The organism is Paenibacillus nanchangensis, assembly GCF_046543445.1.
Lineage (GTDB): Bacteria > Bacillota > Bacilli > Paenibacillales > Paenibacillaceae > Paenibacillus_AQ > Paenibacillus_AQ nanchangensis.
On the sequence record NZ_JBHOFD010000042.1, the window covers coordinates 23,965 to 43,998 of the forward strand.

A 20,034-nucleotide genomic window follows, 5' to 3' on the forward strand; every position below is an offset into this window, starting at 1 on the left:
GAATGAAGCGCTTTCCACAATAAATAAAGCGGATACATAAGAGGGAGAGTTAAAATACACTTTTTTTTTGCCTCTTGTGGAATCGTTTGCGCAATTTCCATGATCGGCCGGCATCTAATTTTGCAGGTTAAACAAATTGGGAGGGGTTAAAGCAATGAAGTTAAAAAAGATGATGGTACTCGTTTCGGCTTTCTCCATGGCGCTGTCAATTACGGCTTGCGGCTCTGGGGGAAATAACGGGGGCAACAACGCGACTGCTACAGATGCACCTGCGGCAACACAGGGAACTGCAGGCAATGCAGGCGGCAATGCTGCTCCGTCGGATGCAGCAGTGCTTCCGGAAGAAGGGGCGTCCCTCACAGTATGGGAAAGTAAAGAAGAACGGAAATTTACCGAAGAAATCGCCAAGAAGTTTACAGAGAAATACAATGTTCCTGTAAAAATCGAAGAAGTAGGGATTCCGGATCAGGTCGGCAAGCTGTCCCAGGACGGACCGTCCGGATTGGCCGCTGACGTCGTCGTCATTCCGCACGACCATCTGGGCAATGCGGCTAGCGCAAGCCTGCTGCTGCCGAACGACATATTCGGCGAAGAGACAAAGGCGAACAACACGGAAGCCTCGATTCTCGGCGCTTCGTATGGCGGAGAGCTCTACGGCTATCCGAGAGCGGCTGAAACAACCGCTTTGTATTACAATAAATCGATCGTCAAAGAAGCGCCAAAAACGTTCGATGAGCTGATCGCTTTCGGCAAGACATTCACCGATAAAGCAAAAAACCGCTACGGCATTATGTGGGAAACGGGCAACATGTACTTCAACTATCCGTTTATCGCGACCACCGGCGGTTACCTGTTTGGCAAAGACGGCACCGACAAAGATGATATCGGTCTGGCTAATGACGGAGCGATCGAAGGTCTAAAAACGTATGTCAAGCTGAAAGAAGTGCTGCCGATCAAGAGCGGGGACATCAACCCTGACATCAAACGCAGCTTGTTTGCTTCCGGCGACGTGGCGATGGACATCAACGGCCCGTGGGAGCTTGGCGCTTACAAAGAAGCGCTTGGCGATAACCTTGGCGTAGCCGCAATCCCGTCCATCGACGGTAAACCGGGTATTACCTTCTCCGGCGTTAAAATTTACGGCGTCAACTCCTTTACGCAGTATCCGAACGCCGCCAAGCTGTATGCCCAATTTGCAAGCAGCAAAGAGTCCCAGCTTCTCCTGAACAAGACGGTAGGTTCCGTTCCGACGAACCTGGAAGCTCTTGAAGACCCGCAGGTCAAAAACGATCCGTACGTTTCCGCGTTTGCAGAACAGACGAAGCACTCCCAGCCCATGCCGTCCATTCCGGAAATGTCCAATGTATGGAGTCCAGTGAACGCGGCCCTGCCGGAAATCTGGGATAACAACGCAGATCCGAAAGCGGCAATGGATAAAGCCGTTCAACAGATCAAAGACCTGAACAACGGTGCGTCTGCGCAGTAATTCCACCCTGCGGACAGGATTACGGACAACTTGGTACTCCGGTAATGCTTGACATTGAAGTATTACGCTGAGTATTAAGCTAGAAAATCAAGATCCTGTCCCGCGTCACTAGAGGCGAACAATACTAGTACACAGTGGAATCCTGACTGCCCGCCGCCAGTAGTGGCGGCGGGCGGTTCTTCGATTTCCAGGAGAGGAGAACGGAAGGGAAATGCAGCGACACCGGACAAACGCCGCGATACTGTCAACCCTGTTTATGGGATTGGGACAAATATATAACCGCCAATTCATCAAAGGCATCATTTTTCTAGCGGTGGAAGCCGTTTCCGTTTATTATTTCATCAATAATTTAGGCAGAGCCTTATGGGGCATTGCAACACTTGGCGATGCGCCAAGCGCCCTGCGCAAAATTAACGGCGTCACCAAAATGGTTCAAGGGGACCATTCCATCTTCATTTTGATTCAGAGCTTGATTACGCTTCTGGTTCTGTTGGTTTTTCTGGTGGCGTTTATTATGAATATCAAGGACGCCTACCGCACGGGAGCCGCCCGTGAGGCAGGACATAAACCCAACAACTTCAAGCAATCGGTCCGTTTCATTTTGGATTATAAATTTGCCCAAAGCTTTTTAATTCTGCCGGGCATCGGCATTTTGTTTTTTACTGTAATGCCGATTGTGTTCATGGTGATGCTTGCGTTCACCAACTATTCCGCGCCTAATCACATGCCTCCAGCCAAACTGGTGGATTGGGTCGGCTTTGAGACTTTCCAAAATCTACTGGTCCTCAAAACTTGGAGTTCTACTTTTTATGGTGTCTTAACTTGGACGATTATCTGGGCCGTGCTGTCCACGGTGACCACTTATTTCGGCGGCATTCTCGTCGCGCTGCTGATTAGCCAGCAAGGCATCCGCTTCAAAGGCATGTGGCGTGTAATTCTGATCATTCCTTATGCCATTCCGCAGCTGATTTCGCTGCTTTTGATGCGCAATCTTTTTAATGGACAATTCGGACCGATCAACCAGTATCTCGGCTACTTTGGTCTGGACGGCCTGCCATGGCTGACTGATCCGTTCTGGGCGAAGGTGACGGTCATTGTTGTAAATATGTGGGTAGGGATTCCGGTCTCCATGCTGCTGGTCATGGGCGTGCTGACGACCATTCCGCGCGACATGTACGAAGCGGCGGAAGTAGATGGCGCAACAGCTTACCAAAAATTCCGGATTGTTACGCTGCCGATGATTTTGTTCTCGACAGCTCCGACGCTAATTATGCAGTTTGCCGGCAATATCAATAACTTTAACGCCATTTTCCTGCTGACAGGCGGCAATCCCGTCAAAGGCGACTATCAGTACGCCGGTTCCACAGACCTGCTGGTTACCTGGCTCTATAAATTGACGCTTGACCAAAACAAATACAACATGGCGTCCGCTGTCGGCATTATTATCTTCCTGATAGTAGCTTCCTTCTCCATTTACAACTACAGACGGACCAAGTCGTTCCAAGAGGAGGATATGATCCAATGAGCGGACGTAAGTTCAGCAAAATTGTTAGGTTGTCGGCCAGTTATATTATGTTGATTATTTTATCGGTAATCGCCTTGTATCCTGCACTCTGGATACTGCTGTCCTCATTGCGGCCGGGCAAATCGCTGTACAGCAAGACGTTTATTCCCGAGCAGTTCACCTTCGCTCATTACACAGAGCTGTTCACTTCACCTGTCTACATGTTCGGCACCTGGTACATGAACACCCTGAAAATCGCTTTGTTTTCGATGATTATCGGCGTATTCCTGACGCTTTTGACCAGTTATGCGATGTCGCGGTTCCGGTTCAAAATCCGTAAAACCGCGCTGTCGACCTTGCTCATTCTCGGCATGTTCCCCGGGTTTATGAGTATGATCGCCATTTACCTGCTGCTGAAGGAATTTAATCTGCTGGATACCCATATGGCGCTTATTCTGGTGTATTCGGCCGGTGCGCCGCTCGGCGGCACGCTGATCGCCAAAGGGTTCCTCGATACGATTCCGCGGTCGCTGGATGAAGCGGCGCGGATCGACGGGGCGAGCAACTTCGGTATTTTTACCCGGATTATTTTGCCGCTGTCCAAACCGATGTTGACCTATATCGCCCTGCTGCAGTTCGTTGGACCATGGGTTGATTTCATTTTTGCCCGTCTGGTGCTGCGCACGAAAGAGAACTGGACGGTTGCGGTCGGCATGTGGGATATGGTGAACAGCAACCAAAATACAAACTTTACGTTGTTCGCCGCCGGTGCGGTTTTGATCGCCGTGCCGATCATGATTTTGTTTATGTTCCTGCAGCGGCTGCTGGTTGACGGGCTGACGGCAGGGGCAAGCAAGGGCTGACGGGCAAGGAGCTCTAATTCCCCAGCCGGATCCAGCGGAAATGACCCGGGTCCACAGCAAAGGAATAGAGACTGGCTTATTCACGCCCAACCGCAGCATAGTACGGCATACAAGTACAGCACGGCGTCGCCTGCCGGGCTGTACTTTTTCTTCTGATTTTGGAGTTGGAAGTACATACCATAAGAGAGAGGGTCAGGAAATATGGGGGTTATCCGGTTCCGGTCTGTTGGCGTGAAATTGTTTGCGATTTTGTTTGTTACTATAGTAGGTTTATCGTCCGCGCTGGGGTTCGCCTCTTACGGTCAGGCCAAACGGCTGATTACCGACAAGGTGGCGGCCGCTTCACAGCAATCCATCGTGCAGGCGGGCGATAAGCTTGATTTTCTGCTTGCCGAATATGAAGCGCTGTCGAGACAATTTGCTGTAGACGCTGTGCTGAAGCAGGATATCGCTGTGGTTCACAGACCCGGAACCGGTACGGTGGAACGAACCGCTGCCGAGGACCGGATCCGCAAGAAGCTGGATGCGGTCAAAAGCGCGGATGAGCGGCTGCTGGGGGTCAGGCTGGTCGCCAAGTCGCTGGCCGAGCCCGAGTCGTACAAATCTGGCGGTGTAAGCGGGATTCGCACGGATGATGCGGTCAAAGCCCGTATCGCCAAAATTGAAGCAGCCAAAGGCAACCCGGTGTGGTTTCCTGTTCTGCCCAAAGGTTTTTTTGATGCTTACGGTGAGCCATCCATGACAATGGGCCGGCTGCTGCGCAATATGCAAAAACCGGACGAGGAGTATTACATGCTGATTGAAATCAAAAGCTCGGCGCTGACCCAGGTGCTGTCCAATTTGCATATCGGCGACTCGGGCCATGTCCGGATGCTGGATACGGACGGCACAGTAGTTTATGCGGCGGAGACGGAGCTGCTCGGTCAACCTGCGGACATCCGGCCGCCGGCGGGCAGCGCGGACACCGCTCCGCATTCCTTTAAGGCGGATGACGGCGCGGGAGAGCCGCAGCTTGGCGTCTATCAGCCGCTGCGGGCGGGCAGCTGGACACTTGTGGGCCATGCGCCTATCCGCGATTTTACCCAGGAAGCAGACCGGCTGCTTTATCTTACGCTCGCTGTATTGCTTGCCTCTGTTCTTATTGCCGGCTTGATTGGCCTGCTGCTTGTCCGGATGGTGGGCCGTCCGATCAGCCAGCTGGCCATGCTGATGGAAGAAGGGGAGCAGGGCAATTTGCTGGTGCGGACAAACTTCAGAAGCCGGGATGAAATCGGCCGTCTCGGGCACAGCTTCAACCGCATGATGGAACGGATCGCCCTGCTCACCCGGCAGAGCGGAACGGCGGCGGACGCGGTCCTGGCGACCTCCGACGAGCTTGCCCGCGTCTCGCGTACGACCTCCTCGACCGCAGGGGAAGTGGCCGCGGCCACGCGGGAAATTGCTGCCGGGGCCGAGCGGCTGGGAGAAGAAGCCGAGCAGAGCATCATGAGCGTGGAGGCCATGGGCGCAAGAACGGAGGAGGTCGTCCGGCAGAACGAAGCGATCGACCATGCGGCAGTGCGCGTCGTGAATATAAGCGACGGGGCGGCGGAACGTATGGAGGAGCTCGTGCGGCGCAGCGAAACCGCGGCCGCAGTGATGGACAGCATCCAGTCGACCGCCGACCAGCTGAAGCGGAGTGCCGGGCAGATCTATAACATTCTTACGCCGCTGGTCGCCGTGACGAAGCAGACGCATATTTTGGCGCTGAACGCATCGATTGAAGCGGCCCGGGCCGGAGCATCCGGCCGGGGGTTCGGCGTCATCGCCGGAGAAATCCGCGGCCTTGCCGCACAATCCGGCGATTCGATCCGCTCGGTTTCGGAGATGACCGAATCGATCCAGCGGGAGATCGAGACGACGGTGCGGGCGGTGAACGAAGCCGCTCCGCTGTTCCGCGAGCAGATCGAATCGGTGCGGGAGACGGCGGAGGCATTTGCGGAGGTCAAGGCGGAGATGGAGCGCACGGCCCGGGGGATCGCCGAATCCTCGGCCGCAGCTGCCGGGATGCTGGAGACGCAGCGGCAGCTGGCGGAATCGCTGGAGGGCGTCGGGGCGATTGTGGAACAGACCGGCGCATCTACCCGGGAGGTGGCCGGCATGTCCTCGAAGCAGTTTTCGGTCAGCGAAGAGCTGGTCGCCCTGTCGGGCAGGCTGGAGGAGCTGGCCGGGCAGCTGCGGGAGTCGCTGAAAGGGTTTCGCGCCTGATTTCCAAGCGGAGAGCTGATTTATAGCTCGGTTAACGGACGCTGAGCAAACGGACCGGACTAGCGGACCGAACTGGCGGACCGGACTAGTGGACCGGACTAATGAACCGGACTAGCGGACCGGACGAACAGACCTGCCTAGGCACGATTAACGGACGCAAGGTGAAAGGACAGAACCGGTGGGGCCTTGCAGAGCAGGAAGCGAGCCGGCAGGTCAGCAGCGGGCGCCGAACCGATACGTCCGAATTGAACACAGGCCCCAAGGTCCGCGAACACGCGGACTTAGGGGCCTGTTATTTTTACAGAAGGATAGGGCAAACCAGCTGAATCCGTTGATCAGCCGAACCCGCAACCCGTCGAGCAGACAAATCTGCTAACCCATGATCAAGCGGACGGTGCGCCCTCCCTTTTATGAAAAAAGGACTTCAGCGCCAGGTACACTTCCTTTTTTTCCTTGATGACATAATACATAAACTGCTCGTGCTTGATGTTCTTGTAGGCAGCCATCAGCGTGCTGCTGCGGTTGTACTGGTTCACCTCGCCGTAGCCGAACAGATTGCTGCGTTTCAGCAGCTCGCCGATCAGCTTCACGCAGCGTTCATTGTCGGAGCTGAGATTGTCGCCGTCCGAGAAATGGAAAGGATAAATGTTGTATTTGGCTGGAGGGTACCTGGCGTCGATAATGTCCAGCGCTTTTTGATAAACCGAAGAACAAATCGTTCCTCCGCTTTCCCCGCGCGTAAAAAACTCCTGTTCGCCCACTTCCTTTGCTTCCGTATGATGGGCAAGGAACACGATTTCCACCTGCTCATACTGACGCCGCAGAAACCGGGTCATCCAGAAGAAAAAGCTGCGGGCGCAGTATTTCTCGAAATTACCCATGGACCCTGAAGTGTCCATCATCGCCAAAATCACAGCGTTTGAATGGGGCAGCGTTTTATCGTCCCAGGTTTTGTAGCGGAGATCGTCGGGACTGATCGCGTGGATTCCCGGGCGTCCTGCGTTGGCGTTACGGCGGAGGTTCTCCAGCAGCGTGCGCTTTTTGTCGATGTTCGACATCATCCCTTTTTTGCGGATATCGTTAAAAACAATGGAATGGGACTCCAGTTCGTCCTTGTCCTTGGGCTTAAGATTCGGCAGTTCCAGCTCCCCGAACAAAATGTCCTCCAAATCCTCCAGATCAACTTCGGCTTCCACGGTGTCCTGCCCCGGCTGGTCGCCCGCTTTTTCGCCTTTGCCTGGGCTGGCCTGGGCGGGTTCTCTTCCCAGCACATCCCCAACCTGGCTGTCCCCGTCACCTTGACCCACATGCTTCTGCTTGCGGTAATTGTAAATGATCCGGTACTCGTCGAGGCTGCGGATCGGGACTTTGACGATCTGTCTTCCACCGGACAAAATAATGTTTTCTTCGGTGACCAGGTCCGGCAGATTGGCCTTAATGACTTCCTTCACTTTGTGCTGATGGCGCTCCTGATCCTGATGGCCTTTGCGGTGGAGCGACCAGTCTTCTTTGGAGACGACAAAAGAAAACGGTCCGGACGAATGGGATTCCGGCATGCCGATCACCTCCTGAGCATGGATATCGCCTTTAATTTTGAAAGGGGGTAAGGCTAGTATATTCGCGATGCGGCAAAAAATGTTCGGGCTCTTTGGCGGAATGCGCTGTTTGATTCTCCGACTGATCCAGTTCAAAAAATGGAACTGGCCGGTATCACCCGGCTGGTTAACCATACGGGATGCGCTGCCCGGCGCAGGGAGCCAATTTAGTCTGCGGAGCCGGCATATGGAGCGGATTCGGTCTGCACCGTCCGGCATATGGAGCGGATTCGATCTGCTTGGGTCCGGCAAAATCGCCTTTCCACAGGCATCCGCGCTTATTCGTCCGCTTCTTCGATGGTCAAAACGGCCCGGTTTGAGCGGATGTCTTCAGTAAACAGGGTTCCGCCTACGCTGTAGCTGGCGATGGCCAGCACACGCCAGCGGATAACCCCGTAGGCCTCATCGCCGGCAATCAGCCGGTATCCGGCATGCAGTTCCCGCCCCGCCTGGATCGTTCCGGGCTCCAGGACGCCGCCTGCCGGAATATCCGGTACAGCGTTCCCTTCCGCGGTCAGTGAACCGGGGTCCAGCCGGGTTCCTTCGGGAATTAATCCGCTTAACACGACCCGCGCCGGGACATTCCCGCCGCTGCGGACGGTGACGGAAACGGCAACTCTGCCGCCTCTTTCAGTAATGGAGGGCGACAGGTTCAGCCGCACCGTAAGTTCAGGTCCGGCTATGGTTACGCACAGAGGACTGGAACCGGCCGTCATGCTGACGGAACGGCCGTCGGCAAGAACAAAGGTATACCGGACCGCAGCCTCTATGCAAAAGGCGTTGCCGGGCATCGGTTCAAGCCGGGGCAGGCGCACCGAGAAGGTGACCCGGACAGAAGCGCCCGCCGGGATGATACCAAGCGGGATACCGTCCTGCGGATGCGCGCCGGGCAGCGGTATGCCGTCACAGGCTGCGCTGTCCCACTCGAACAGAATTTCCGGCGGCAGCTCGCAGGTCAACACACATTCGGCTGCGTAAGTTCCCTGGTTGACAACGATATATTCGCAGAGGAGACTGCTGCCCGGCGGGGCTGCGCAAGGCCCTGTATTTTGCTGGATGGAAATGCCCGGCTGAATAATCGTGACGCTTGCTTCCGCGTTAGCAATCAGCGTGGATGATCCGGCCGAACGGTAGGCGATTTCAGCGTAGACATTCAGCCTGCGGTCCGGCGGCAGCTCCGTTACACGAACCTGAAAAGACAGGGTGACTGTTCCGCCCGGAGCCAGCTGCGGCAGCCCGATGCCCGCCCAAGGATCGGCGGCAGGGCTGTATACCCCGCCAATGATGACGCTGCCGGGCAGGAAGGCTGCGCCCGCCGACGCCGTAAACCGGACGGTTATGCCGGTCAAAGGTTCGTTGCCGCCGTTGCGCAGCACCAGCCGGAAGGTTACGGCATCACCGACGAAGGTGGAGGAGGTAGCAGCGGTGAGATCTGCGTCCAGCCGGCGGGTACGCAGCCCAACATTAGCCACATTCGATTCAACGCGCTGCACCACCTCGCGGCCGCCTTCCGTTTCGTAACGGAGAGTGGCCCAGGCCTGGTTGGCCAGCTCCGTCCGCTGCCCAAGGCCGGTCACCACGAGCTGAAACGACACGGTTACTGCGGTCCCTGGCGCAACGGTTCCTGCCGGAATGCCTGTAACCGGCGAAGCTCCCGCCAGCGGAACGCCGGCAGCCAGGACGCTATTGGCGACGAAGGCGGTGCCTTCCGGTAGATCGTCATACAGAACGGCTTCGGCGTACGTATATCCTTGGTTCGTAAGGGTCAGCGTGTACGTGATCGCGTCTCCCAGACCCGCCGCCGCCGGACTGACGGACTTCTGGAGGTCAAAGCTGCCCCCTTCGACGGGCGTTCGCACCTCATTGGAAAAGGCGATTCCATCCGAACCGTTTCCCCGCGTAAACCGGATGAGCGAGCGGTTGGTCAACGCGGGAGAGTAGCGTTCTCCCTCACTCATGTCGCCGAGGGGGGCGTTTCGACCACCCGAACCTGGAAGGTGACGACCGAGGAAGCGCCGGGTGCCAGCGTGCCAATCGGAATACCCGCCGCCGGCGAAGCCGACTGTCTTGGAACGTCATCCACAACGACGCTGCCGGAAATGAATTCGCTGCCCGCCGGAATCGGATCGACCAGTACCACGCCCGTGACCGGATCAATGCCGTTATTTGTCACGACATTCCGGTACGTAATAATATCGCCGACTACCGCGTCAACCGCCGTTGTGCTCTTGACCACGGATACATCCGGCGAGGAGACCGGAATGGTGACGACATTGGATACTGCCGAACCGGTAAGTTGTCTGCCGTCCGGCGGCGTAAAGGTAAAGGTGGCGGATGCCTGGTTCACCAGCTGCTGGGGAGTTGGCAGGGACTCGACTGCCGCTATTAGCGTAATGGCGACCGTCTGGGTCTGGCCCGGCTGGACGGTACCGATTAAAATGCCGGCCGACGGGTCAGCCCCCGGCTGCGGCACTCCATTCACCAGCACGCTGTTCTCAACAAATGATGCGCCGGTAGGCGGTGGATCAAAAACCGTTACCACGGCCGGAAGATTCCCGGAGTTGGCGACCGTAACTGTGTAGTTGACGGTATTACCGACGGTTACGTTAGCTGTATCCGCCAGCTTCCGGAGCGTAATAATCGGCTGGAACACCGGCGTAACAAGCGTGTTGGAATAGGACACAGCCGAAAAGGCGCCCGAAGTGAAGCTAACCGATGCCCGGTTGCTGAGAGAAGCGGGATCCGGGAGTCCGGTAACGATCACGCTAAACTTTATGGTAGCCGTGCTGCCCGGTGCGATTGTGCCGACCGTAAACCCGGTTTCGGGGTTCGCGCCGGACAGCGGGCTGCCGTTTACGGACACGCTGCCGGGAACAAAAGCGGCTAATGCGGGCAGCGGGTCGCTAAACACAACATTATCGACCGGCGCAATACCGTTATTCGTCACCGTAACGGTGTAGTTGACCGAGTCTCCCACTACGGCGCTGGCAATCGAAGCGGTTTTCACCAAAGTAACATCCGGCGCGGAAACCTGAACGGTTGCCGTATTGGAGACGGTGGAACCGGTAACGGTCCGGCCGCCGGGCAGTGTGAAGCTGAAAGAAATGGATGCCTGGTTGGAAATGAGCTGCCCCGGCGGCAGCGACTCAATGACGACCGAGAAGGTCAGCTCCGCACTTGCCGAAGGAGCAAGCGTGCCAAGAAAGACGCCCGCGGACGGATTGGCGCCCGGCACCGGCAGACCATTCAGCAGGACGCTGTTCGGCACCAGCGATGTCCCGGCCGGAATCGGATCGGTTACGCTAACCAGCGCCGCGATATTGCCGCTGTTCTTTACGGTGACGGTGAACGAAAGCGTGTCTCCCTCTGTCGCATGTTGTGTTCCGGCGGTTTTGACGCCGGTAATGACGGGCTGAAAGACCGGCGTTCTGACCGTATTTGAAAAAGCGCTGCCCGAAAAAGCGCCGGAGGTAAAGCTTACGGACGACTGGTTGGTGAGCTGTCCGGAAGCTGGAACTCCCGTCACGCTGACATTAAAGCTGACCGTTACCGTATCCCCCGGCGGAATGGTTCCAAGCGGGACGCCTGTCGCCGGGTTGGCCTCCGTCCGGGACTCTCCGTCAACGGTGACGCTGCCGGAGACAAAGGTGGAGCCCGAAGGCAGCGGATCGGTGAAGACGGCGCTGGTGATGGCGGCAATTCCGCTGTTGGTCACAGACGCCGTATAGGTAATCACGTCGCCCGGAGCCGCAGCGGATGCCGAGGAAGTCTTCGATACGCTTACGTTGGGGGCGGATACAGGGATGCTGACCGTGTTGGTAAGCGCCGTTCCGCCGAGCGTCCGCCCGTCGGGCAGCGTAAAGCTGAAGGCGCCGGTTCCCTGGTTGGTCAACGTCTGCGGCGAAGGCAGTGATTCGACGAGCACGGAAAAAACGACGGACGTTACCGCCCCGGGGGCCAGTGTGCCGGCCGGAATGCCGGTCGCCGGATTGGCCTGAGGCAGCGGAAAGCCGTTCAGCAGCACGCTGTTCGGCACAAAGGACGTGCCCGCCGGCAGTGTATCGGTTACGTTCAGCTGCGCCGGAAAGTTCCCGCTGTTCGAGAAGGTCAGCGTATAGACGATCGTATCGCCAACGGTGGCCGCGGAGGTATCCGCCCTTTTTGATGCCGAAACAATCGGCTGAAAAACAGGCACATTCACGGTATTGGACAGCGAGGTCCCGGAGAATGCCCCGGCGCTAAAGCTGACCGCTGCCGTATTGGTCAACCGTCCGCTTGCGGGAATGGAGTCGACGCGAACCGTATACGCAACCAGAACAGTGCTGTTCGGCGGCAGCGTGCCAAGCGGAATACCGCTGGAAGGCTGAAGGGACGGTGAGGAAACCCCGTTGATCGTCACGCTGTTTGGGACAAAGGAAGAGCCTGGCGGCAGCGGATCGCTCAGCACTGCTCCGGTTACGGCACCGATGCCGTTGTTGGTTACATTGACGTTAAAAGTGACCGTTTCCCCGACAGCGGCGGCCGTGGCAACGGTGCTTTTGGCGACTGTGATATTCGGTGCAGAGATGGGAATGGTCACGGTATTGGACAGCACCGTCCCGCTCAGCAGCCGTCCGTCCGGCGGGCTGTAGGTATAGTTGGCCGTCGCCTGGTTGCTTGCGAACTGGGGCGAGGGGATTGATTCAACAACAACGGAGAAGCTGGCGGTTACGGCTGCGCCCGGCGCAACGATGCCGATCGGAATGCCGGTGCCGGGCGTAATGCCGGGCCGGGACGCGCCGTTTACGATAATGCTGTTCGGGACAAACGCCGTCCCGGCAGGCACCGTATCCAGCAGGCCGACGCTGGCTTCGAGATTGCCGGAATTGGCGATGGTGAACGTGTAAACGATCGTATCGCCAAGCGTGGCAACGGCGGTGCTGGCGCGTTTAACCACCGAAATTTGCGGCTGCGTTACCGGTGTAACGGTAACGTTGGAAGCGGAAGATCCGGTAAACGTGCCTGATGTGAAGCTGACGGATGCCTGGTTGCTGATCTGCGATGGGATCGGCATAGCGATTATCACCTCAAATGTAACGGCGGCGGAAGCCCCGGGGGCCAGGCTGCCGATCGGAATGCCGGCAGTCGGGGAGGCGGCCGGGCGGGATTCGCCGTTCACCGTAACGCTGCCGGAGACAAGAGACAAACCGGGAAACAAGGGATCACTGACGACGACATTGGAAACAGGAGCGGTTCCTGTATTGGTGACCGTAAGACTAAACCTGAGCGTATCCCCGTTTACCGCAGTACTTGGGCTTACGGTCTTGACCAAGGCTGCATTTGGAGCAGACACGGGAACGGTCAAGGCACCGGAACCTGCGCTGCCGGTGAGTTCACGGCCATCCGGCAGGGTATACCGGTAAGTTGCTTTCGCCTGATTAACCAGCTGCTGGGATGGCGGCAGGCTGGAGACCTGAACGACAAAGCTGACGTCGACGGCGTCTCCTCCGGCCAGGGGACCAACCGGAATCCCGGTGTCCGGCTGGTAGCCGGGTACCGGAACGCCGCCAATCTGCACGCTGTTGACGGCAAATACGGCTTCAGGAGGAAGCAGGTCGGTCAGGTTCAGCAGAGCGGCAATGTTACCGGTATTCCGGATGTTGACCGTGTAGGTAAACGTATTTCCAACGGACGCCGTCTGCACGCTGGCCGTCTTGACCAGCTCGATCAGCGGTGCGAACATGGGGGTTGACACGGTGTTCGAGAATGATGACCCCGTTAATGTGCCGGCGGTATAAGACACCGCCGCGCGGTTGCGAAGCTCGCCTTCCGGCGGGAGCGATATGGTGCGGACAGCAAAGGCGATGGTGTAGGTGCTGCCGGCCGGAACGGTTCCGAGAGCGATTCCGGCGAGAGGATTCGCATCGGGACGCGGGGTCCCGTTTACCGTGACGCTGCCGGGCACAAACTCGGCTCCGGCCGGTACGGGGTCCGACAGCAAGGTGTTTGCGGCCGGCGCGTTCCCCGTGTTGCTCAGGGTGATCGTGTATGTCAGCGTTTCGCCGAGACCGGCTGTCTGCACACTGGCGCTTTTGCCAAGGCTGATATTGGGTGCCGAAACCGGCAGAGAGACGAGATTGGAGTCCGCGGTTCCTTGGATAACGCGCCCCGACGGGAGCGAGTAAGAGTAGGCTGCACGGCCCCGATTGTTGAGGATAGCCGGGCTGGGCAAGCTCTGTACCGTGACCTGAAATGTTACGGTGCGGACGCCCCCTGGCTCGATTGCCCCAAGATTGATGCCGGATACGGGAGAGTCCGACGGCCGGGGAGTACCGTTTACGGTAACACTGCCAGCCGTAAATGCTGTTCCGCCGGGAATCGTGTCGGTGAGCACAGTCTGGGCGCTGCGGTTTCCAGTGTTCCGGACAGTCAGCGTATACACCACCGCTGCACCTACCGCAGCCTCTGGCGTGCCGGCGCTTTTGACCACGTCTACAAGTGCCTGATAAACCGCGGTAGCGGCTGTATTGGACAGCGCCGATCCTGTCAAGGCCCCCGACGAATAAGAGACGGAAGCGCGGTTGACCAGATTGGCCGAGGCCGGCAGCGAGATTACCCGGACTTGAAACTGCACGGAGGCGGTAACGCCCGGAGCCAGCGTACCGACGGTAATTCCCGTATCAGGCTGATCCTGAGACCGCGGACTTCCGCCAACCGTTACACTGCCGGGCACAAAAACGGCGCCATTCGGCAGCGGATCAGACAGAATCACGTTGGAGAGCGCCGATCCGCCGCTATTGGATACAACTGATGTATAAGTGAAGACATCTCCAACTGCCGCTTCCAGGGACCCGGCTGTTTTTTGTACAGTGACGTTCGGCAGGGAGACGGGCAGCGTTAGCGGGTTCGATACGGCGCTCCCCGGAACTGTCCGGCCGTCCGGCGTCATGAACGTAAAAGCGGCGGCCGCCTGGTCGGTAAGCTGCGGCGGAGCAGGCAGGGAATTTACCACCGTCTGAAACCGGACAGTGGAGGTTCCTCCGGCGGGCACCGTGCCGGCGGCAATGCCGGTGACCGGACTGCCGGCTGAAGGCGTGCCGTTTACGGTTACGCTGCCGGGCACCAGGGTGCTGCCTGCCGGAATATTATCCGTAACCGTGACGTTTGCCGATATGTTGCCGCCGTTTGTTACAAGCAGTGTATAGGTTACGGTATCGCCAACCGTCACCGCGCTGCGGTCCGCGCTTTTGGCAATGGCGAGCTGGGGTGAATAGACGGGCAGGCTAACCGTGTTGGACGGAATTACTGCGGGAATGACCGGTCCGCCGGCCAGTGACTGAAAGGTAAAGGACAGATTGGCCGTGTTGCTTGCCGTCTGCGGACTGGGTACAGCGGCCACCCGGGTCTGATAAGTGACTATGATAGAGGAATCTGGCGTTTGGGTTCCGAGCGAGATGCCTGCCGTAATGTCTGCGGAAGGCCGGCTTACTCCGGCCACCGTGACGCTGCCGGGAACAAACACGGAGCCTACGGGAAGATCCGACACGACGGCGCTGAGTGCGCCCGCGGTGCCCGTATTGCTGATGGCTAGCGTATAGCTGATTACATCGCCGACAATGGCGCCTGCGGCGCTGGCTGTTTTGACCACATTGATCCGTGGAGCGTTAATGTCGATCTGGATGGCGTTGGCATTGACAACGTAGGCATCGCCCGATGTGGTGAGCGTCAGCACCGCCGAAGTCTGATTGTTGACGAGCCGGGAGGAGACATCGACGTTCGTAATATCCCATCCCTGGCGTCCGCCCGAGATGTTGGTTCCGGGACTGCCGTTCATCTGGTTGCGGTTGCCGAAGGTGCCGGTTGTATCGAGCTGGCCGGCGTCATTATTAATTTGGGATGCAAAAAAATTATTCGCAAAGTTGTTGGGTCCCGACAAAGCGCCCAGTTGGGAGGAAGTCGGGCCGAACAGAGCCTGGTCTCCCGAGCGGTTCGCATCGCCTTCCTGTGCGCTGAATAACGCCCTGCCGCCGATCAACCCCGATACTGGCGTAGCAAACCCGGTAATCGAGGTCGTTACTCCAGCCGATGTGCTCTGGACAAGCACCGCACCCACGCGAAGGGACATGTTTCGGAAGGGCAGCGCCGGGTTCGAATAGATGACACCAAGCGTCCAGCCTGCATGGTTGGCCGTCGAGTCGCCTTGAATCACCAGGGTGCCGACTACACCGCCGGTTACATACCGTCCCGCGCCCCCCTGCTGAACGAGAGAGGTGACATTGGCGGAACGGACATACGCGGAAGCCCCGTTTCCAAGGTTGACGGTTGCGCTTGTCGCAGGATCCGGGGATACGCTGAACGTGCCGCCGGCCGGGAGTGTAAAGGAGACCGGGTTGTTTATGCTTGCGGACAGGTTTACGTTACCGTTGATGTAAGAGCCGCCCCAAATCAGTTCGGCGTATACCACCGTGCTCCCGGAGGGCAGGTTCAGATTCGCTGCGGAGCTGTTGCTCTGAAACTGGCTTGTGGTCCCGGCGGGATAGCTGCCGAAAACAGAGGCGGAGTTGGCGGTAATAAAAGCGCCGATACTGTCCTGGGTGCCGGGGACGCCTGCCGTGTCGGAACGGCTGAGACCAAGCGTGTTACCTGTAAAGGTTATGGCTCCCGTGGCGTTCAAAGCGGAGCGGACAACGAGTGAAATCCGATTCACCCCCTTTAAAAAGCCATATACAACCGCCGCCAATGAACCGCAAAGCGGCGGCGGAAACAGTCCGTTATCATAGCCTATGCCGGGGATTCCCGGTTCTTGAACCAGGGGATCTAAAAAACACCGCGGACAAGCGAAACCGGCTCCGGCAGCTCGCCGTGCGCGGCCCGCTCCAGCTCGGCCGCGGAAACCGGGCGTTTTACCGCGATGAAATGATAGAGCACTTCATAAACAACATTCGCCTGCAGCTGCTTCAGCACCTCCACTTCTTCCAGTTCAAAAAAAGGGGGAGCAAACGGGGCGCAGCAGAGCAGCTCCATCCTTAGCAGCCGGAAATCATAAGGCGGGGGAGGAGGAGGGTACTCGCGCAGCTCGGGGACGGCCGGACCGTCGGGGGGCTGAGTGAAGCTGCGCGTAAGATAACGCGGGGTATATTCGTCAAACTTATGTTTGAAGCACGGATTGGACATATGGGCGAAATGATGGGCATAAGGAGCCAAAATGCAGACAATCGCTCCATGTGTGCAGACCCGGTAGATCTCCGACAAGACCTCCGCCAGGTTATCGACATAAGGCAGCACCCGGCTTGCCATGATCCCGTCCGCCGAGTTGTCGGGAAACGGCAGGCCATCGTTCAGATCGCACACTTGATCCACTCCGTCGCAGGGCAGCCGGTCCAAGCCGTAGTAACCCGGGTTTTTACGGCTGCCGCAGCCGAGATCGAGACGCATCGCTGATCATCTCCAGACAGGTAAAATTCGCATTGGCTGTCCGCGTTTGGGCGGACGAAAGGGCTTTTGATATTGTATTAGGCTAAAACACCGCCTGCTTCCGGCTCCTGCCCACCGGCCAGTGCGAAATTCCTTGCATGCTTTCAACAAGAAAAACCCTGATATAATAGACGCCATGGATAACATGCTTATGATCAATAACGGGAAGGACTGAGCGGTGTGGAAGGAACACTGTTTATTAATGGAAGGCTGCCGGGGCCTGAGTTCGGGGGCGCGGACGCCGTGTATACGGAAAACGGCATAATCAGGACGCTGGGCAGTACCGCTGAGCTGAAGCTTCAGTTGTCGGGACAGGATTACCGCACGGTCGATTGGGCGGGAGCGGCGGTCCTGCCCGGCCTGGCCGATTCCCATCTGCATTTGGGTATGCATGGAATGAAGCTGGACATGCTGGATTTTACGGGCACCCGGTCCAAACACGAAATGCTCCGCATGCTGTCCGAACGGGCTGCGATTACCCCGCCCGGCGAGTGGATTCTCGGGCTGAACTGGAATGAAAACGAGTTTGACGTACCCGAAGCGCCAACGCTGTCCGAACTGGATGCTGTAACCGGCCGGCATCCTGTCTATTTGACCCGGACCTGCTTTCACGCTTACCTGGGCAATTCGGAGGCTTTCCGCAGAGCAGGGATTTCGGCGGGTTCCCCTGATCCGGACTCCGGCGCGTTTGGCCGCGACGCTTCGGGGGCGCTGAACGGCTGGATTTATGAGGAGGCCGGCCGGCTGTTCGACGCCGTGCAGCCGCCGCCGGATTATGCGTCGCTCAAGGCAGCCATGAAACGCGCCTGCCTCGACGCCTTGTCGCTTGGGCTGACTGCGGCCCATACCGAGGATTTGCGCCTGCTCGGCAGTGTGGAGACCATGCTGCGCATCCACCGCGAGCTGCGCGAAGAAGGCGTGCTGTTCCGGACGCACCAGCTGCTGTTTTACACCTTTTTGCCCGAAGTCCAAGAGCTGGGGCTGAAAGCCGGAAGCGGGGATGAATGGCTTCGCGCCGGAGCGGTGAAGCTGTTTGCCGACGGGGCGATTGGCGGACGCACCGCCTTTTTGAACGAGCCTTACAGCGATGCGCCGGAGACGAGAGGAATGGCGATTCATTCCGGGGACAGCCTGGCCGAAATTTTCGCGAGAGCAAGACAGCTCGGTTATCCGGTTGCGGTTCACGCCATCGGGGACGGTGCGGCGGACCTGACCTTACGCGCAATGGAAAGGGTGCCGCTGCCGGCGGACTCGGTTCTGCCCGACCGTTTTATCCACGCGCAGGTATTGGACGGGCAGTTGGCCTCAAGGATGGCAAAACTTCCGCTGGTGGCTGATATTCAGCCCCGCTTTGTCGCAAGCGATTTTCCTTGGGTGCTGGACCGGGTCGGTCCCGGACGGACGGCGTATCTTTATGCCTGGAAAAAGCTGCTGGCTAAAGGCATCCGATGCGCCGGCGGCAGCGACGCTCCAATCGAACCGCTGAACCCGTTTCTCGGCATCCATGCGGCCGTCACGCGCCGCAAGCCTGGCGAGACGCATGCCGGCTATTTGCCGGAGGAGAAGCTGACGGTCCGCGAAGCGGTCCGCCTGTTTACCGCGGGCAGCGCGCAGGCTGCCGGGGAAGAAGGAGAGCGCGGTGAGATCCGCCCCGGCATGCGCGCCGATTTTACCGTGCTGGACCGGGACATCTGGAGTGAACCCGAAGCGCTGCTTCGCGTTAAAGCTTGCATGACCGTTGTTAACGGAGAAATTGCTTATTCGGCGTTCTAAACGAGCGAGAAAGCTGCAACCAAACGGATACCTGTCTCGTTAAAAGGGTAAGAGGCCCGGCAGCGGCGGGCATTGCGTTATTGCCCGGACGCCAGCCTCGCTTGCCTTGGGGCCGCTTTCTGGCCCATGGCCGATCAATAGTCGATGAAGTTCCAACAAGAGGAGGCGGTCTAATATGAACAATAAACGAATGATTGCCGCGGCTTCCGCGGCGGTGCTGATGCTTGCTCTTGCCGCCTGCAGCGGGGAAAAGCCGCAGTCAGCCGCTCCATCCCCGGCGGCATCTCCTGCTGCATCGCCGTCACCGGCGGCTTCCGCCGGCACCGGGACTTCGGCGCCCACCGCTTCGCCAGCCGAAACAGCTTCTCCGCGCGTGCTTCAGGGGACGGGCACCTATGTGGGCCAGATCGACCCCCACTCGGTTGAAATTGAGACGGATGAGGGGGCTACGGCCTTCCAGCTGAATGAACAGACGGTGAACGTGCCGGATACGCTGAATGAAAATGATGCTGTGGTGTTTGAATACGTGGAGGAACCGATAGAGGGCGACGCTACGCTGAAGGAGCTTGTGCTGACGAAGCTGTCGCGGGCGGGCGAAGGCGGAGCGCCTGCGCCGACCGGTGCGCCGGGTGTCGGAACACTGCCGGAGAGCAAACTGCTGAAGGTGACGCTCGAAGGCCAGGAGGAAGAGAAGACCGCCCGGCTTGTAGAGGGCGATGGATATGCACTTTACGCGTTTGATTTGTTTGGCTTCGACTCCGCTTCCGGCAAGCTGACCTTAAAAGCAGACGATAACTATTACGCCGAAATCACGAAGCTTCCTTCCGATTACAGCCGGGATATCCTGTTCCAGGAAGCCAAGGATGAGCTGGCCAAGACAGGCGAGCCGGTTGAACGGAAGAAGGCGGAGATTCCGGAAGCGTTAACGGGCGCTTCGCTTTATATGACCGCCAAAAATGATTCCCTGGTCCGTGAATATATCGTTAAAGAATTCGACGGGCAGGGTTATGTCTTCCGGTTAAACATTCCACAAGGGGAGCCGGCGGAAGGGTTTTACCCGCATGTGCTGGCTTCGCTTGGTTCGGTTGTAAACCGGTAAACCGTAAAAATTCA

Annotated in this window: 10 protein-coding genes; 6 read left to right on the plus strand and 4 right to left on the minus strand. The window is 58.0% G+C overall.

What is annotated here, in order from left to right:
• Window positions 1–154: 154 nt before the first annotated feature.
• From ACE6ED_RS25555 to ACE6ED_RS25570, 4 genes are all read left to right on the plus strand, one after another.
• Window positions 155–1,486, plus strand: a complete 1,332-nt coding sequence (locus tag ACE6ED_RS25555) for a sugar ABC transporter substrate-binding protein (protein ID WP_410830273.1) — start codon at window positions 155–157, stop codon at window positions 1,484–1,486.
• Between the two features lie 211 nt (window positions 1,487–1,697).
• Window positions 1,698–3,011, plus strand: a complete 1,314-nt coding sequence (locus tag ACE6ED_RS25560; RefSeq protein ID WP_410830274.1) for a sugar ABC transporter permease — start codon at window positions 1,698–1,700, stop codon at window positions 3,009–3,011.
• A complete protein-coding gene (locus tag ACE6ED_RS25565; RefSeq protein ID WP_410830275.1) occupies window positions 3,008–3,853 on the plus strand; it encodes a sugar ABC transporter permease in 846 nt (281 codons plus the stop codon). Before ACE6ED_RS25560 ends, ACE6ED_RS25565 begins: the two co-directional genes overlap by 4 nt.
• A gap of 201 nt (window positions 3,854–4,054) precedes the next feature.
• Entirely contained in the window at window positions 4,055–6,100 is a 2,046-nt protein-coding gene (locus tag ACE6ED_RS25570) for a methyl-accepting chemotaxis protein (protein ID WP_410830276.1), read from the plus strand.
• Window positions 6,101–6,483: 383 nt separating this feature from the next.
• Here the strand turns inward: ACE6ED_RS25570 and yhbH are convergent, their stop codons facing one another.
• The 4 genes from yhbH to ACE6ED_RS25590 form a co-directional block, all read right to left on the minus strand.
• The gene (yhbH, locus tag ACE6ED_RS25575) at window positions 6,484–7,656 is read right to left on the minus strand and encodes a sporulation protein YhbH (RefSeq protein WP_410830277.1); all 1,173 of its coding nucleotides are present in this window, start codon (window positions 7,654–7,656) and stop codon (window positions 6,484–6,486) included.
• 317 nt (window positions 7,657–7,973) lie between these two features.
• The gene (locus ACE6ED_RS25580) at window positions 7,974–9,653 is read right to left on the minus strand and encodes a COG1361 family protein (RefSeq protein ID WP_410830278.1); all 1,680 of its coding nucleotides are present in this window, start codon (window positions 9,651–9,653) and stop codon (window positions 7,974–7,976) included.
• Window positions 9,650–16,381, minus strand: a complete 6,732-nt coding sequence (locus tag ACE6ED_RS25585; protein WP_410830279.1) for a DUF7507 domain-containing protein — start codon at window positions 16,379–16,381, stop codon at window positions 9,650–9,652. The genes ACE6ED_RS25580 and ACE6ED_RS25585 overlap by 4 nt, the downstream gene beginning before the upstream one ends.
• A 110-nt stretch (window positions 16,382–16,491) precedes the next feature.
• On the minus strand, window positions 16,492–17,109 hold the full coding sequence (locus tag ACE6ED_RS25590; RefSeq protein WP_410830280.1) for a class I SAM-dependent methyltransferase: 618 nt from the start codon (window positions 17,107–17,109) through the stop codon (window positions 16,492–16,494).
• A 219-nt stretch (window positions 17,110–17,328) separates the two neighbouring features.
• Here ACE6ED_RS25590 and ACE6ED_RS25595 point away from each other — a divergent pair, with 219 nt between their 5' ends.
• Both ACE6ED_RS25595 and ACE6ED_RS25600 read left to right on the plus strand, forming a co-directional pair.
• The gene (locus ACE6ED_RS25595; protein WP_410830281.1) at window positions 17,329–18,921 is read left to right on the plus strand and encodes an amidohydrolase; all 1,593 of its coding nucleotides are present in this window, start codon (window positions 17,329–17,331) and stop codon (window positions 18,919–18,921) included.
• Between the two features lie 175 nt (window positions 18,922–19,096).
• The gene (locus tag ACE6ED_RS25600; protein ID WP_410830282.1) at window positions 19,097–20,020 is read left to right on the plus strand and encodes a hypothetical protein; all 924 of its coding nucleotides are present in this window, start codon (window positions 19,097–19,099) and stop codon (window positions 20,018–20,020) included.
• The last annotated feature ends 14 nt before the right edge of the window (window positions 20,021–20,034 follow it).

Bases quoted from the DNA above. Each gene is read 5' to 3' on its own strand.
- ACE6ED_RS25560 (WP_410830274.1), top strand. From the start codon at position 1,698: ATGCAGCGACACCGGACAAACGCCGCGATACTGTCAACCCTGTTTATG.
- ACE6ED_RS25565 (WP_410830275.1), top strand. From the start codon at position 3,008: ATGAGCGGACGTAAGTTCAGCAAAATTGTTAGGTTGTCGGCCAGTTAT.
- ACE6ED_RS25555 (WP_410830273.1), top strand. From the start codon at position 155: ATGAAGTTAAAAAAGATGATGGTACTCGTTTCGGCTTTCTCCATGGCG.
- ACE6ED_RS25570 (WP_410830276.1), top strand. From the start codon at position 4,055: ATGGGGGTTATCCGGTTCCGGTCTGTTGGCGTGAAATTGTTTGCGATT.
- yhbH (WP_410830277.1), bottom strand. From the start codon at position 7,656: ATGCCGGAATCCCATTCGTCCGGACCGTTTTCTTTTGTCGTCTCCAAA.
- ACE6ED_RS25580 (WP_410830278.1), bottom strand. From the start codon at position 9,653: ATGAGTGAGGGAGAACGCTACTCTCCCGCGTTGACCAACCGCTCGCTC.
- ACE6ED_RS25590 (WP_410830280.1), bottom strand. From the start codon at position 17,109: ATGCGTCTCGATCTCGGCTGCGGCAGCCGTAAAAACCCGGGTTACTAC.
- ACE6ED_RS25600 (WP_410830282.1), top strand. From the start codon at position 19,097: ATGAACAATAAACGAATGATTGCCGCGGCTTCCGCGGCGGTGCTGATG.